Consider the following 13681-nt stretch of genomic DNA (forward strand, 5'->3'; position numbering starts at 1 on the left):
CTTATTGGCAAATAGTCTATCGCCATCTTAACCCCCGGAGGCGAAGCCGACTTTATCCGACAATCAAGGCGCAGCTCGTGCTTTTGCGGACGCTGATGCCTTGCCCGGGGGTTCAAATCGGTCAAATGTGCCGTCAAGATCCCAAGCAGAGACCCGCGCATGACAGACTTCGTCCTTCCCCTGCCCGCAACACCATCGGTCGCCGTCGCCGGCTCGGCCGAGCGTTTTGCGGTGCGCCGCATCTTCTGCGTCGGCCGCAACTACGCCGCCCACGCCCGCGAACTCGGCAATGACGAGCGCGACCCGCCGTTCTTTTTCACCAAGCCGGCCGATGCGGTGGTCGATTCCGGCACCACGATCCCCTACCCGCCCTTGACCAAGAACCTGCACCACGAGATCGAGCTGGTCGCGGCGATCGGCAAGGCCGGCTTCCGCATTCCTCGCGCGCAGGCGCTCGACCATGTCTGGGGCTACGGCGTCGGTATCGACCTCACCCGCCGCGACCTGCAGGACGAGGCCAAGAAAGCAGCCCGGCCCTGGGACTGGTCGAAGGCCTTCGACCGCTCGGCGCCCTGCGGCCCGTTGGTATCAGCCGCCAAATCCGGCCACCCGCAAAAGGGCCGCATCTGGCTCGCCGTCGACGGCACGGTGAAACAGGAGGGCGACCTCGCCGAATTGATCTGGCCGATCGCCGATATCGTTTCGATCTGCAGCAGTGCGGTTGTACTACAACCGGGCGACCTGATCTTCACCGGCACGCCGGCCGGCGTCGGCGCGGTGGCGCCGGGACAGACGATGACCGGCGGTGTCGACGGCATCGGCACCATCGAGATCACTGTCGGCCAAGATTCGATCGGCCAAAATTCCACCGGCAAGCCGTGATCCGATGAGCGACCTCGTCCTCCACAACTACTACCGCTCCTCCACTTCCTACCGCGTCCGCATTGCGCTCGAGATGAAGGGGCTGGGCTACGATTACGTGCCGCATCATCTGCGTCATGGCGACCATCTGGAGCCGGCTTACCTGGCGGTCAATCCGCAGGGGCTGGTGCCGGCGCTGATCCTGGGCGACGGCACGCTTTTGACGCAGTCGCTGGCGATCATCGAATATCTCGACGAGACCCACCCCGAACCGCCGCTGCTGCCGAAGGACGCGCTCGGCCGGGCGCGCGTGCGAATGCTGGCGCAGATGATCGCCTGCGACATCCACCCGGTGAACAATCTGCGCGTGCTGACCTCGCTGCGCACTTTGTTCGGCGCCGGCGACCAGGATGTCATCCACTGGTTTCGCCACTGGGTGAACGAAGGGTTCCAGCCGCTTGAAAAGATTCTGGCTTCATCGGATGAGACCGGCACATTTTGCCATGGCGACGCACCGGGCCTCGCCGACATCTGCCTGGTCGCCCAGATCGCCAGCAACGCCCGCTTCGGAGTCGACCTGACACCCTACCCCGAGATCTCGCGCATCCACGCCGCCTGCATGGCGCTGCCGGCCTTTCAGAAGGCAGCGCCGGAGAATCAGATAGATGCCGAATAGGCTCACAATGCCGGAGCAGAGCACGGAGAGTTGCCGATGAAAGCCGTCGTCTTCGAAAAATTCGGCGAAGCGCCGAGAATCCAGACCGTGCCGGATCCTAAACCGGCCGCCGACGGCGTCGTCATCAAGGTCGAGGCGACCGGGCTCTGCCGCAGCGACTGGCATGGCTGGATGGGCCATGACGATGGCATCACACTGCCGCATGTGCCGGGCCATGAACTGGCCGGCATCGTCGTCGCCGTCGGCAAGCAGGTGACCCGCTGGAAGGCCGGCGAACGCGTCACCGTGCCGTTTTGCGTCGGCTGCGGCCGCTGTTTCGAATGCAATTCGGGCAATCATCAGGTCTGCGAGCACCAGACGCAGCCGGGTTTCACCGCCTGGGGATCGTTTGCCGAATATGTCGCCATCGAGCATGCCGACACCAATCTCGTACGCCTGCCCGAGGAGATGGAGTTCGCCACCGCCGCCAGCCTCGGCTGCCGCTTCGTCACCTCGTTTCGCGCCATTGTCGACCAGGGCCGGGTGACGCCGGGGGAATGGGTGGCGGTGCATGGCTGCGGCGGCGTCGGCCTGTCGGCGATCATGATCGCCAGTTCCATGGGCGCCAATGTCATCGCCATTGACCTCACCGACGAGAAACTGGACTTCGCCAAAAAGATCGGCGCCGTGGCGACCATCAACGCCGCGACCACGCCGAACGTGGTCAAGGCGGTCAAGCAAATCACCAATGGCGGCGCGCATATGTCGATGGACGCGCTCGGCCACCCCACGACATCCTTCAACTCGATTGCCAATCTGCGCCGGCGCGGCCGCCATGTGCAGGTCGGCCTGATGCTGGGCGAACACGCCCGCCCGCAAGTGCCGATGGACAAGGTGATCGCCTTCGAGCTGGAAATCCTCGGCAGCCACGGCATGCAGGCCCACCGCTACCCCGCCATGATGGAGATGATCCGCACCGGCAAGCTCAAGCCCGAACTGCTGGTCGGCAAGAAGATCAGCCTTGATGAGGCGCCTGCGGCGCTGGTGGCAATGGGCGGGTTCGAGGGGATTGGCATTGGGGTGGTGACGAAGTTCTAGGGCGGAGTCGCCCTCCACCACCAAACTCCTAGCGCGCAAATTTCTTCGCCCCGAACACGCAAGCCACCACGCCGAGCGTCACGACCACCATCAGCGGGCTGACCTGCTCGTGCAGCAGCGACGCTGCCAGCGCCAGGCCGAAAAAGGGCTGCAGCAACTGCAACTGCCCGACGGCAGCGATGCCGCCTTGGGCCAGGCCGCGATACCAGAACACGAAGCCGATCAGCATGCTGAACAGCGAGACATAGGCGAGACCCATCCAGGCGTGAGAGCCGATGCCGGCGAAGGACGACGGCAGCGTCGCAAAGGTCAGAACCAGCATGATCGGCAGCGAGATCGCCAGCGCCCAGCAGATCACCTGCCAGCCGCCCAGCCTGCGCGACAATGCCGCCCCCTCGGCATAGCCCAGGCCGCAGACGATGATGGCGGCCAGCATCAGGCCGTCGCCGACAGGTGAGGCCGTCACGCCTTGCATCAGGGCAAAACCGGCGACCAGCGCGCTGCCGATGCAGGAAAACAGCCAGAAGGCCGGGCGCGGACGCTCGCCACCGCGCAGCACGCCGAAGATCGCGGTGGCCAGCGGCAGCAGGCCGACGAAGATGATGGAATGGGCGGAGGTGACGTGCTTCAGCGCCAGCGCGGTGAGCAAGGGAAAGCCGACAACCACGCCAAGGGCGACGATCACCAGCGACAGAAAATCGCCGCGCTCCGGGCGTTTCTGCCGAAACAGCATCAGCATGGCGAGACCGAGAAGTCCGGCAATCGCGGCGCGGGCCGAGGTCAGGAATATCGGATCGAAATCGGCCACGGCCACGCGCGTTGCCGGCAGCGAGCCTGAGAAGATCAGCACGCCGATGAATCCGTTCATCCAGCCGCTCGCGGTTTTGTCCATTCCAGGCTCCATTGCTTTCGCCCTCTATCGGGCAAGTGCCTATGGTGCAGCCAGAGACAATGCAGTACAATTCCGCAAAACTGTAATGGCTATCAGAGCAATACAGATGACCGAACTCATTTTGGAAACCGGCAATGCGCACCCTCCTGTCGCGACCACGCTTGTGGAAACTGTCATGGCGACCATCCGCCAGCGGATATCGGCGCGCAGCCTGACGCCAGGCGCGCGGCTACCTTCGATCCGCGCCTTTGCCAAGGCCATGCAGGTGTCCAAGTCGACCGTGGTCGAAGCCTATGAGCGGCTCGCTGCCGAAGGCGCGATACGCTCACGGCCGGGTTCGGGTTTTTATGCCGCCGGATCGCTGGCGCCACTGTCGCTGGCCGAGATAGGCCCGCGGCTCGACCGCGCTGTCGATCCGCTTTGGGTTTCGCGCCAGTCACTGGAAGCCGGCGACGAGATGCTGAAACCCGGCTGCGGCTGGATGCCGGCCTCATGGATGCCGCAGGGGGCCTTGCGCCGGGCGCTGCGCACCGTGGCGCGCGCCGACGATGTCGACCTAGCCGATTACGGCACGCCGCTCGGCCTGCCGCCGCTCAGGCAATTGCTCGCGCGGCGCATGGCTGGCCACGGCATCGAGGTCTCGCCCGAACAGATCATGCTGACCGAATCGGGCACGCAGGCCATCGATCTTCTGTGCCGCTTCCTGATCCAACCGGGCGATACCGTGCTGGTCGACGACCCCTGCTATTTCAATTTTCACGCGCTGCTGCGCGCCCACCGCGCCAAGGTCGTCAGCGTGCCCTACACGCCATCGGGGCCTGATATCGAGCTGTTCGCGCAGGCGCTCGCCGAGCACAGGCCGCGCCTCTACATCACCAATTCCGCCATCCACAACCCGACCGGCGCGATCCTGTCGCCGGTCACCGCGCACCGGCTGCTGAAGCTCGCCGACCAGTCGGACCTGACCATCGTCGAGGACGACATCTTCGCCGATTTCGAGCACAGTCCCGCGCCCCGGCTGGCGGCGTTCGACGGCCTCAACCGCGTCGTCCATATCGGTAGCTTCTCCAAGACGCTATCGGCATCGGTTCGCTGCGGCTTCATCGCGGCACCGCGCGACTGGATCGAGCAACTCACCGACCTCAAGATTGCCACCACCTTCGGCGGCGGCCGGCTGGCGGCCGAACTGGTGCTGACGCTGCTTAGGGACGGCAGCTACCGCAAGCACATGGAATTGCTGCGCGCGCGGCTTTCCCGCGCCATGGGTGAGACGGGCGCGCGCCTGAAGGCGATCGGCATCACGCCCTGGATCGACCAACCGGCCGGCTTGTTCCTGTGGTGCAGCCTGCCGGATGGCGTGGATGCGGCTGAAATTGCTCGCCGTGCATTGGCCGACAACATCGTGCTGGCGCCCGGCAATGCATTCAGCCTGTCGGGAACCGCCAGCCGGTTCCTGCGCTTCAACGTTGCCCAATGCCAAGACGAGCGGATTTTCAGGGTGCTCAAGGCGGCAATGGCGCGCTGAGCGCTCAGCGGGAGGCCGCGCAGACCTTCCGAACGCAATCTCGCAGCCAGCGTTGCGCCGGATCGGCATCGAGCCGTGGATGCCAGAGCATCGAGATGGTGACCTCCACCGTGGCGACCGGCAGCAGAAAGCTGACCATGCCGGCGCGTGCGCCTTGCGTGTGCCGTTCGGGCACGCTGGCAATAAGGTCCGAAGCGCGCGCCATGGCGAGTGCAGCCGAAAAGCCGGAGACCATGCACGCCACGGTTCGCTGCAGGCCGAGCAGCGCCAAAGTCTGATCGATCGGCCCTCTTTCCCGACCCCGCCGTGAAACGCTGATGTGGCGGCCGGCCGCGTAGCGTTCAGGCGTCACCGCGCCTTCGCTCAAGGGATGGCCGGCTCCTACGGCGCCGACGAACCGGTCACGGAACAGCGCCTGTATCAGCACTTCAGGTCCGGTCTCGCCGGCAACGCCGATTTCCAGATCGATCGCTGCGTCGCGCAACGAGGCGACATCCTTGTCGGCTTTCGGCGCAAATCGCAGCCGCACGCCCGGCGCCTCGGCCTGGATGCGAGCGACAAGACGCGGCCCGAACTCCTCGACGAACCCTTCATTGGTGCGCAGCGTGAAGATCTGGTTCAGCTTCGCGAGATCGAGAGGCCTGGCAGGGCGCAGCAACGTTTCTGCTTCCTGGACGACACGGCCGGTCTGCTGCCGCAATGCCTCCGCGCGCGGCGTCGGCACAAGGCCTCGACCGGCCCGAACCAGCAGCGGGTCGCCGGTCGCTTCGCGCAGTCGCGCCAGGGTGCGACTCATCGCCGAAGGGCTGAGCCGCAGCCGGGTTGCCGCGCGAGCCACGCTACCTTCGGTCAGCAGGACGTCGAGAGCGAACAGCAGATTGAGGTCGGGCGATGTCATTGGCGGATTGTAGCACATGCCATGGCGTTTGGTGCACGAATAAGATGCAAATGCTGCGGCTTCCGCCATTCCACCCTGACGACTAGATCTCCGACAGGTCCGGTTGCGGGACTGACAAGGAGGAAATCGCCATGGCAACTGCCGAGCAGAACGAGTGCGCATCGGCGCCGCAGAACACCCGGTCCGCAGGCCTGGCCCACTCTCCTGTCTTGGCATTGGCCAGCCTGTCGCTCGCCACGCTGCTGTCGTCGCTTGGAACCAGCATTGCCAGCGTCGGACTGCCTTCCCTCATGCAGGCGTTCGGTGCGCCGTTCCAGTCCGTGCAATGGGTGGTTCTCGCCTATCTGCTCGCCATCACGGCCCTGATCGTCAGCGCCGGCCGGCTGGCCGATATGGTCGGCCGCCGGCCGTTGCTGCTCGGCGGCATCGCGCTGTTCACACTGGCCTCGGTGCTCTGCGGCCTGGCGCCGACGCTCTGGCTGCTGATTGCGGCGCGCGCCGTGCAAGGGCTGGGTGCCGCGCTGATGATGGCGTTGACGCTGGCCTTTGTCGCGGAGACCGTGACCAAGGAGAGAACCGGCAGCGCCATGGGCCTGCTCGGCGCCATGTCGGCGATCGGCACGACGCTCGGACCCTCCCTCGGCGGCTTGCTGATCGCCGGCTTTGGCTGGCGGGCGCTCTTCCTCGTCAATGTGCCGCTCGGCCTCCTGACCTTTGCCCTCGCCTGGCTGGCCCTGCCTGCCCGCGGCAAGGCTGCGGGCGTTCAAGGCGGGTTCGACGCGATCGGGACGGTCTTGCTAGGCCTGACGCTCGCCGCCTATGCACTGGCCATGACGCTCGGCCACGGCCATTTCGGCGCCCTCAACACCGGCCTGCTGGTTGCCGCCGGCATCGGCGTCGTTCTGTTCGGCGTCGCGCAGAAGAGGGCGAAGAATCCCTTGATCCGGCTTGCCCGGTTGTACGACATCCGGCTCAGCGCCAGCCTCGCCACGAACCTCGTTGTCGCCACAGTGATGATGGCGACCCTGGTGGTCGCTCCGTTCTATTTGTCGCGAGGGCTGGGGCTCAATGCTGCGATGGTCGGCGTGGTCCTGTCGACAGGTCCGCTGGTCTCCGCGCTCTCGGCACTTATCGCCGGCCGCCTCACCGATCGCTTCGGTACCAACAGGATGATGATCGCCGGACTATTCGGCCTGGTCAACGGCACCTTGCTTTTGTCGCTCGCCGCAACAAAACTCGGCATTGCCAGCTATATCGTGCCGATCGCCGTCACCTGCTTCGGGTACGCCCTGTTCCAGACATCCAACAATGCCGCCGTCATGAGCGGTGTCGCTGCCGGCGAGCGCGGCGTGGTGTCCGGCCTGCTCAATCTGTCGCGCAATCTCGGCCTGATCACCGGCGCATCGCTTATGGGCGCCATTTTTGCGGCTGCCTCGACGGGAGAACGGCAAAGGCAGGACATGCTGACCTCAGCGGCAGCCGCGCACGGCATGCAGGTTACCTTTCAGACGGCAACGGTCCTGGCGGTGGCTGCGCTGTTGCTGGCACTGCTCTCGACCCGCGCCGGCGGCAGGCTGTCGGTGCGGCAACAGCCATCATGACCGAAGATAGGGAGCTTACGCTCCCGCCCGCTTGCGCCGCTCATAAAGCATGACCAGCGTTTCGGCGGTCAGCGCCGGCCTCTGTTCGCCCTCGATCTCGACCGTATTGGCGGCCTTCATCAGATACTGGCCCGGCCCCTTGTCCTCCACCGACAACAGCGTCGTGCGCAGCCGGATGCGTGCGCCGACCCTGACGGGCGCCAGGAACCGCACCTTGTCGAAGCCGTAATTGAAGGCGGCTTGCGTGTTTTCGGGGACGATGCCCATGCCCAGCGCCAGCGCGCCGATGATCGACAGCGTCAGATAGCCATGCGCGATCGTGGTGCGAAATGGGCTCTGCCGCTTCGCCCGCTCCGGATCGACGTGGATCCACTGATGGTCGCCTGTGCATTCGGCAAACTGGTTGATGCGGTTCTGGTCGACGGTCGTCCATTCCGACACGCCGAGCTCCTGCCCGGCCATCGCCCTTAACTGCTCGAAGGTCGGCGGCGTTTTCGGCCGTAGTTCCGTCATTCCTGCTTTCCCGGTGGCTCCCAGTGCCTCGGACCACGAACGGACGGCTCCTGTCAATTCGCCCGTTGCGATTCCGTTCCGCCATTTTCCGCCAAACAGCGTCCCTCGTCCATGCTCATGCGCCGCAACCGGCCCGCTCCTCTCATGGTTGCGTTGAGAGTCACTTCTTGTCATAGCCCGAGCGGATTTCCTCCATCGCTTCCTTGATGCGGCTGCGCAGGATTTCGATCGATTCGGTGCCGGATTTCTTGACCAGCTCGGCCACTTCGCCGGCATTTTTCAGGGCGGCTTCGAAGGATTTCCTGGCGAACTCCGCCTGTTTTGTCATCAGTTCCTGGGGATTGCCCGGCGCCTTGTAGCTCTGCGCCATGTCGCTGACTTCACGCAGCGTGTCCTGCAGCATCTCGCGCTGTCTGGACAACAATGAGGTCGCGCCGGCAGCTCCCGCCCGCGCCGATCTTTCCAGGGCCTCGAGGTTCTTGCGATGATGCGCGAGGATCGCCTCGACATTCGGCACCTTCAGGTCACGGCCGAACCGGCTGAACATGTCAAGGAACGAATCGGAGTCGGGTTGTTTGGCCATTGCTCGTGCTCCCCAGTGTCGCAAATGCTGAACCCTGTTCTGGACAATAGCACTCGCGCGCCGTGTGTCCATTCGGACGCCCAAGCAATTCAGCGGCAAATGCAGCATCAGCCAGCGAGAAACAGCCTCTCCGCCGTGTAGAGCACGATACCCGCCAATCCGCCGATAATCATGCCGTTGAAGCGGATATATTGCAGGTCCTTGCCGATGTTCATCTCGATCAGCCTCGTCAGTTGGGCAAGGTCCCAGCGCTTGACCTGGTCGGCGATGAATGTCGACACACCGCTCTTCTGGCTCTCGACGAACGACGACAGCGCCACGACAAAGCCCTGGTTCATGTCGGCCCTGATCTGCGGATCGCCTGAGAGATGGCGGCCGACCTCGACGAACATGTTGGCGAGATGCGCGCGAACAATCGAATTCTCCGCCTTGGCGTCCTGTTCGATGAACAGGCTGAGGCTCTGCCACATGTCGCCGGCGAGCGACTTCACTTCCGGCCGCGCCAGGAAATCGCGTTTCAGCTTCTCGGCCCGTTTGGCGTATTGCTTCGAGGTTCTGAGCCGCTCGATGAAGCTGTGCGCGAAACGGTCGAATTCGGCGCGCATCGGATGGTCGGGGTCGGCCCGCACCTCGTCAAGCAGCGAACCGGCGGAAGCGACTATCTTCTTCAGCAGATAGGCGTCGGCTCTGAACAGGTTGAACAGCGACGGCAATTCCTCGCGGATTTTCTCGCGCATGGTCGCCAGCGCCTCTTCATCGTTCAGGAACCGGCCGATCACCCTGGTGAATTCGTCGAAGAGTTTCTGGTGGCGGCGGTCGTCGGTCAGTGCCGACAGCAATTCGGCCGCGAGCGGCGCCAGCGGCACCTTGTCGATCTGCTCCAGCATGCGGCTGGTGACGAAGCCGCGCAGGCCGGATTGCTCGATCGCCGCAAGCGTCTGCGGGACCAGCCGTACGACGAAGCGTGACAGGCCGGCAGAGCGTTCGGCGTCAGTCAGCCAGTCGGCGACGAGTGCTGCAAAATCGACCTCGGCCAGCTTTTCCCGCACCGGCTCCGGCGCCAGAAAATTGACCTCGATGAAGCGGCCCAGATTATCGGCGATGCGGTTCTGGTTCGCTGGGATGATGGCGGTGTGCGGGATCGGCAGGCCCAGCGGCCGCTTGAACAGCGCCACCACCGCGTACCAGTCGGCCAGGCCGCCAATGGTCGCCGCCTCGGCGAAGGCCGCCACGAAGCCCAGCCACGGATACTTGGCCTCGGACGATTTGGCCACGGCAAAAACCACGACGCAAAGCACCAGCGCAGCCGTGGCGAGGAACTTTGTCCGCCGCAACGCGAAAAGCTTGGCGCCCGTCTCGGCATCAAAACCGCCAGGCGCCAGGGACGAAGCCGATTGGGACATGATACGCCGCTCCTCATCGATCTCTTGGCTATCTGGCATGGGCTATTTAGGGGGTGTTTGGGCCCGTAGCATGATCGGATGGGCCGATTTCGTCCGGGGATTGCCGGTTTCGCACGCAAAGTTGACAAGAATGTTCATCTATCATGCAATCCCAGTCTGGAATTGTTCCAAGGTATAGGCCATATTCCGATCAGGCCAGTGTGGGCGAATCCGAAACTCCGGGTGAGAAAGCCGCACCAGCACAATCTAAAATCTGGTGCAGTTCCAGCGCGCCAGCACTCGGGTGAGGAATTAAATGCGGCTGACGCGCCAGACCAACTACGCCATGCGCATCCTGATGTATTGCGCCGCCAACAACGATCGCCTGAGCCGCATCCCCGAGATTGCGGCCGCCTATTCGGTGTCGGAGCTTTTCCTGTTCAAGATCCTGCAGCCGCTGGTCGAGCATGGCCTGGTCGAGACGGTGCGCGGCAGGAATGGCGGCGTGAGGATCGGCCGCCCCGCCGAGCAGATCAGCCTGTTCGACGTCGTACGGGTGACCGAAGAGAGCTTCGCCATGGCCGAGTGCTTCGAAAACGACGCCGCCGAATGCCCGCTGGTCGACAGCTGCCAGCTGAATTCGGCGCTGCGCGAGGCGCTCAACGCCTTCTTTGCCGTACTCTCCCGCTACACCATCGCCGATATGGTGGCGGCGCGCCCGAATGTGCGTCATTTGCTCGGCATCGACATGCTGGTCCAGCGAGCACCGGCCGCCTGAGTTTTCTAGTGCATGTCGCTCAAAAGTGGCCCCGGTTTTGAGACAACGACATGCATAAAGACAAAGACCTAAAGCGCGTCGCCTGAGTTCGTTCAAACGCGACGCGCTTTAGGCGGCTGACTGCGGCAAGACAAACGGCATGTTCGCCGCCGGCAACACACCGACCCTTAGCCGACAATCGAACACCTTTTCGATCAGATCGTCGCTCAGCACCTCCTGCGGTGAACCGTCGGCGGCGAGCCGGCCGCGATGCATCACGAAAATCCGGTCGGCATACATGGCCGTCAGATTGAGGTCGTGCAGGATGGCGATCACACCGCCGCCGCGCCGGGCGAAATCGCGGGCGATGTTCATGATGATCAGCTGGTGCTTGATATCAAGGCTGGAGACCGGCTCGTCGAGATAGAGATAGCGCGGCTTGCCGTCCAGCACCGGCGCCCAGACCTGGCACAGCACGCGCGCCAGCTGCACACGCTGTTGTTCGCCGCCCGAAAGCTCCTGATAGAAGCGGCCGGCAAAGCCGTCGAGGTCGACCCGCGCCAGCGCCCGCTCGGGCAGACGATCATCTTCGCCCGGCAGAACGCCGGAACGGCCGCCGATAAGGCCGAGCCTGACCACTTCGTGCACCGTGAAGGGAAAGGACAGCGTCGCGGCCTGCGGCAGCACGGCACGCACGGTGGCGGCCTCCACCGGCCTCATCGCCGTGAGATCGCGCCCGTTGACGGCCACTGTCCCCACAAACGCCAGATCGCCCGACAACGCCTTCAAAAACGTCGTCTTGCCCGAGCCGTTGGGTCCGACGACTGCCGCAATTTCGCCCGGCCGCGCGACGAAATCGACATTGGCAACAATGCGCTTGCCGCCGATCGCTACCGAGACATCGCGTGCTTCGATCATGCCGGCCTCATAGGTTTCAAATCTCACAAGTCGATTACGCCGCGCTTGCGCAGCAGGATCCAGAGGAAGAACGGTGCGCCGGCGATCGCGGTGACGATGCCGATCGGCAGTTCGGCCGGGGCCACGACCACGCGGGCAACGGCATCGGCGATCAGCAGCATCGAGGCGCCGAGCAGCGCCGATGCCGGCAAGAGATAGCGATTGTCCGGACCGATCAGCAGCCGCAAGAGATGCGGCACGACGATGCCGACAAAACCGATGCCTCCGCTGACTGCGACAGAGGCGCCGACCGCTGCCGAGACGCCGACGATCGCGGTGTATTTCAGCCGCTGTACCGGGATGCCGAGATGTCCGGCCGTCGCCTCGCCGAGCGCCAGGGCGTTGAGGCCTTTGGCCAGGAACGGCATTACCGCAAGCGCCAGCACGATGATCGGCCCGACGGAAGCGATCTTCGGCCAGGTCGCGCCGCCAAGCGAGCCCAGCTGCCAGAAGGTCAGGTCGCGCAACTGCCGGTCGTCGGCCATGAAAATCAGGATACCGGTCAGCGCCATGGCAAGGGCTGCGAGCGCAATGCCGGCAAGCAGCATGGTGGCGACCGAGGTGCGCCCCTGCCGCGTGGCGACGCGGTAGAGCACCAGCGTGACCGCAAGGCCGCCGCAGAAAGCGGCGAGCGGCAAGGCCAGCCCNCCAGCCACGTCGTGCCGAGCACGATGACGGCGACCGCGCCGAGGCTCGACCCGGCGGAAACGCCGATCAGGCCGGGATCGGCGAGCGGGTTGCGAAACAGGCCTTGCATGACCGCACCCGATACGGCCAGTGCCGCCCCGATCAGCACACCGAGCAGTACGCGCGGCATGCGGATATCGTAGACGATCAACCGGTCGCGGGCACCAAGCGCGGCGTCGTCCGGCATGGCGCCGGTCAGCCAGTCACGAATGACACCAACGGCCGATGCATCGGAAGCGCCCGTCCTCAGCGACAGGAACATCGAAAGGGCAAGCGCCACACACAGGAGCACAATAACCAGGCGAGCGCGCCCGGAGCGATCGCCCTCGGCCACCTTGCCCGCCGCGCCGGCGATCGACTGATCCACCATCGGCTCAGTCCGTGACCTGGCTGCCATAGAGCGAGGCGGCCAGATCGTGGATGGCATCGGCCGTGCGCGGCCCGAAGCCGAGGAGATAGCTGCCATCCATCAGGGTCAGTTTGCGGCCTTCACCCGCCGGCGTCGAGGTGATCGACGGGATGGCGAAAAGCTCGGCCTCCGCAATCGGCGGGCCGGCATTCTTCATGGCCAGGATCACGTCCGGCCTGGCGGTTACGACGGCCTCGTCGGACATCTGCTTGTAGCCGGAAAAACCTTCGACGGCGTTGACCGCACCGGCGAGCTTGATGATGCCGTCACCGGCGGTGTCGGTGCCGGCGGCCAGGATCTTGCCGCCCTGGATCGACAGCACGAACAGGATGCGCTTGCGCTGCTTGATCGACGCCGTCTGCTTCTCGGCCGCCTTCAGCTTGGCGTCGGTCTCAGCCACCAGCGTCTCGGCCTTGGCGTCGACGCCAAGCGCCTTGCCGACGATGCGGATCTTTTCCAGGATGCCGTCATGGCTGTAGTGCTCGGGCACGTCGATGAACGGAACGCTCGACTTTTTCAGCACGTCGACCGCTTCCCTAGGGCCGCTGCCATGCAGCGCCAGGATGCCCGACGGATTGACCGAAAGCACACCTTCCGGCGACAGCTGGCGCATATAGCCGACATCGGGCAGCGCGACCGCGGCCGCGGGGTAGCGGCTGGTCGAATCGCGGGCGACGAGATGGCCTTCTTCGCCAAGCGCGTAAACGATCTCGGTGATCGAGCCGCCGATCGCCGCGATCCGCGACGTGTCGTCAAAGACGGCGAGGTTTTCGCTGGCTGGCGCGGGCGCGGCAAGAGCCAGCGACAGGCCCATGGCTGCGGCAAGCGTCGGGCGCCTGAACAGTGAAATCATCGTCGTGATC

Annotated in this window: 13 protein-coding genes and 1 pseudogene; 6 read left to right on the forward strand and 8 right to left on the reverse strand. The window is 64.6% G+C overall.

Annotation, left to right across the window (positions count from 1 at the left end; genetic code table 11):
* The first annotated feature begins 159 nt into the window (after positions 1 to 159).
* Genes X750_RS159040 through X750_RS159030 form a run of 3 tightly spaced genes read left to right on the forward strand, consistent with a single transcriptional unit; the run spans position 160 to position 2614 of the window.
* Positions 160 to 882 (forward strand): fumarylacetoacetate hydrolase family protein, encoded by a 723-nt coding sequence (locus tag X750_RS159040; RefSeq protein WP_023746797.1) that lies wholly within the window; start codon positions 160 to 162, stop codon positions 880 to 882.
* 4 nt (positions 883 to 886) lie between these two features.
* Positions 887 to 1537, forward strand: a complete 651-nt coding sequence (gene maiA, locus X750_RS159035; RefSeq protein WP_023746798.1) for a maleylacetoacetate isomerase — start codon at positions 887 to 889, stop codon at positions 1535 to 1537.
* Positions 1538 to 1573: 36 nt separating this feature from the next.
* A complete protein-coding gene (locus X750_RS159030) occupies positions 1574 to 2614 on the forward strand; it encodes a zinc-dependent alcohol dehydrogenase family protein (protein ID WP_023746799.1) in 1041 nt (346 codons plus the stop codon).
* A 28-nt stretch (positions 2615 to 2642) separates the two neighbouring features.
* On the opposite strand, the gene X750_RS159025 is transcribed toward X750_RS159030, so the two are convergent.
* Positions 2643 to 3506, reverse strand: coding sequence for a DMT family transporter (locus X750_RS159025; RefSeq protein ID WP_023706042.1), 864 nt, complete (start codon positions 3504 to 3506; stop codon positions 2643 to 2645).
* A 106-nt stretch (positions 3507 to 3612) separates the two neighbouring features.
* On the opposite strand from X750_RS159025, the gene X750_RS159020 reads away from it, so the two are divergent.
* The gene (locus tag X750_RS159020) at positions 3613 to 5031 is read left to right on the forward strand and encodes a PLP-dependent aminotransferase family protein (protein ID WP_023746800.1); all 1419 of its coding nucleotides are present in this window, start codon (positions 3613 to 3615) and stop codon (positions 5029 to 5031) included.
* A 4-nt stretch (positions 5032 to 5035) separates the two neighbouring features.
* Here the strand turns inward: X750_RS159020 and X750_RS159015 are convergent, their stop codons facing one another.
* Positions 5036 to 5929 (reverse strand): LysR family transcriptional regulator, encoded by an 894-nt coding sequence (locus X750_RS159015; RefSeq protein WP_023691058.1) that lies wholly within the window; start codon positions 5927 to 5929, stop codon positions 5036 to 5038.
* Positions 5930 to 6060: 131 nt separating this feature from the next.
* Here X750_RS159015 and X750_RS159010 point away from each other — a divergent pair, with 131 nt between their 5' ends.
* A complete protein-coding gene (locus tag X750_RS159010; RefSeq protein WP_023746801.1) occupies positions 6061 to 7530 on the forward strand; it encodes an MFS transporter in 1470 nt (489 codons plus the stop codon).
* A gap of 15 nt (positions 7531 to 7545) precedes the next feature.
* Here the strand turns inward: X750_RS159010 and X750_RS159005 are convergent, their stop codons facing one another.
* From X750_RS159005 to X750_RS158995, 3 genes are all read right to left on the reverse strand, one after another.
* The gene (locus X750_RS159005) at positions 7546 to 8043 is read right to left on the reverse strand and encodes a MaoC family dehydratase (RefSeq protein WP_023681725.1); all 498 of its coding nucleotides are present in this window, start codon (positions 8041 to 8043) and stop codon (positions 7546 to 7548) included.
* A gap of 160 nt (positions 8044 to 8203) precedes the next feature.
* Positions 8204 to 8626, reverse strand: a complete 423-nt coding sequence (locus tag X750_RS159000; protein ID WP_023672638.1) for a phasin family protein — start codon at positions 8624 to 8626, stop codon at positions 8204 to 8206.
* 107 nt (positions 8627 to 8733) lie between these two features.
* Positions 8734 to 10029: a DUF445 domain-containing protein gene (locus X750_RS158995; RefSeq protein WP_023691056.1), complete on the reverse strand. Its 1296-nt coding sequence runs from the start codon at positions 10027 to 10029 to the stop codon at positions 8734 to 8736.
* A 295-nt stretch (positions 10030 to 10324) separates the two neighbouring features.
* Between X750_RS158995 and rirA the strand changes: the two genes are divergently transcribed.
* Positions 10325 to 10786, forward strand: a complete 462-nt coding sequence (gene rirA, locus X750_RS158990; protein WP_023672640.1) for an iron-responsive transcriptional regulator RirA — start codon at positions 10325 to 10327, stop codon at positions 10784 to 10786.
* A gap of 108 nt (positions 10787 to 10894) precedes the next feature.
* Here rirA and X750_RS158985 read toward each other — a convergent pair whose 3' ends face one another.
* The 3 genes and pseudogenes from X750_RS158985 to X750_RS158980 form a co-directional block, all read right to left on the reverse strand.
* The gene (locus X750_RS158985; protein ID WP_023707864.1) at positions 10895 to 11683 is read right to left on the reverse strand and encodes a heme ABC transporter ATP-binding protein; all 789 of its coding nucleotides are present in this window, start codon (positions 11681 to 11683) and stop codon (positions 10895 to 10897) included.
* A gap of 23 nt (positions 11684 to 11706) precedes the next feature.
* Positions 11707 to 12779 (reverse strand): annotated as a pseudogene (locus X750_RS01000000162690) (iron ABC transporter permease).
* Between the two features lie 4 nt (positions 12780 to 12783).
* Positions 12784 to 13671 carry a hemin ABC transporter substrate-binding protein gene (locus X750_RS158980; RefSeq protein WP_031196346.1) on the reverse strand — a complete coding sequence of 296 codons (888 nt, stop codon included), beginning with the start codon at positions 13669 to 13671 and terminating at the stop codon, positions 12784 to 12786.
* Positions 13672 to 13681: the final 10 nt, after the last annotated feature.

Origin of the sequence: Mesorhizobium sp. LNJC391B00 (assembly GCF_000502535.1) — a bacterium.
Taxonomy (GTDB): domain Bacteria; phylum Pseudomonadota; class Alphaproteobacteria; order Rhizobiales; family Rhizobiaceae; genus Mesorhizobium.

Coding starts and splice junctions, on each gene's coding strand:
- X750_RS158985 (WP_023707864.1), bottom strand. CDS start 11,683: ATGATCGAAGCACGCGATGTCTCGGTAGCGATCGGCGGCAAGCGCATT.
- X750_RS159030 (WP_023746799.1), top strand. CDS start 1,574: ATGAAAGCCGTCGTCTTCGAAAAATTCGGCGAAGCGCCGAGAATCCAG.
- X750_RS159010 (WP_023746801.1), top strand. CDS start 6,061: ATGGCAACTGCCGAGCAGAACGAGTGCGCATCGGCGCCGCAGAACACC.
- X750_RS159025 (WP_023706042.1), bottom strand. CDS start 3,506: ATGGACAAAACCGCGAGCGGCTGGATGAACGGATTCATCGGCGTGCTG.
- maiA (WP_023746798.1), top strand. CDS start 887: ATGAGCGACCTCGTCCTCCACAACTACTACCGCTCCTCCACTTCCTAC.
- X750_RS159005 (WP_023681725.1), bottom strand. CDS start 8,043: ATGACGGAACTACGGCCGAAAACGCCGCCGACCTTCGAGCAGTTAAGG.
- X750_RS158980 (WP_031196346.1), bottom strand. CDS start 13,671: ATGATTTCACTGTTCAGGCGCCCGACGCTTGCCGCAGCCATGGGCCTG.
- X750_RS159020 (WP_023746800.1), top strand. CDS start 3,613: ATGACCGAACTCATTTTGGAAACCGGCAATGCGCACCCTCCTGTCGCG.
- X750_RS158995 (WP_023691056.1), bottom strand. CDS start 10,029: ATGTCCCAATCGGCTTCGTCCCTGGCGCCTGGCGGTTTTGATGCCGAG.
- X750_RS159000 (WP_023672638.1), bottom strand. CDS start 8,626: ATGGCCAAACAACCCGACTCCGATTCGTTCCTTGACATGTTCAGCCGG.
- rirA (WP_023672640.1), top strand. CDS start 10,325: ATGCGGCTGACGCGCCAGACCAACTACGCCATGCGCATCCTGATGTAT.
- X750_RS159040 (WP_023746797.1), top strand. CDS start 160: ATGACAGACTTCGTCCTTCCCCTGCCCGCAACACCATCGGTCGCCGTC.
- X750_RS159015 (WP_023691058.1), bottom strand. CDS start 5,929: ATGACATCGCCCGACCTCAATCTGCTGTTCGCTCTCGACGTCCTGCTG.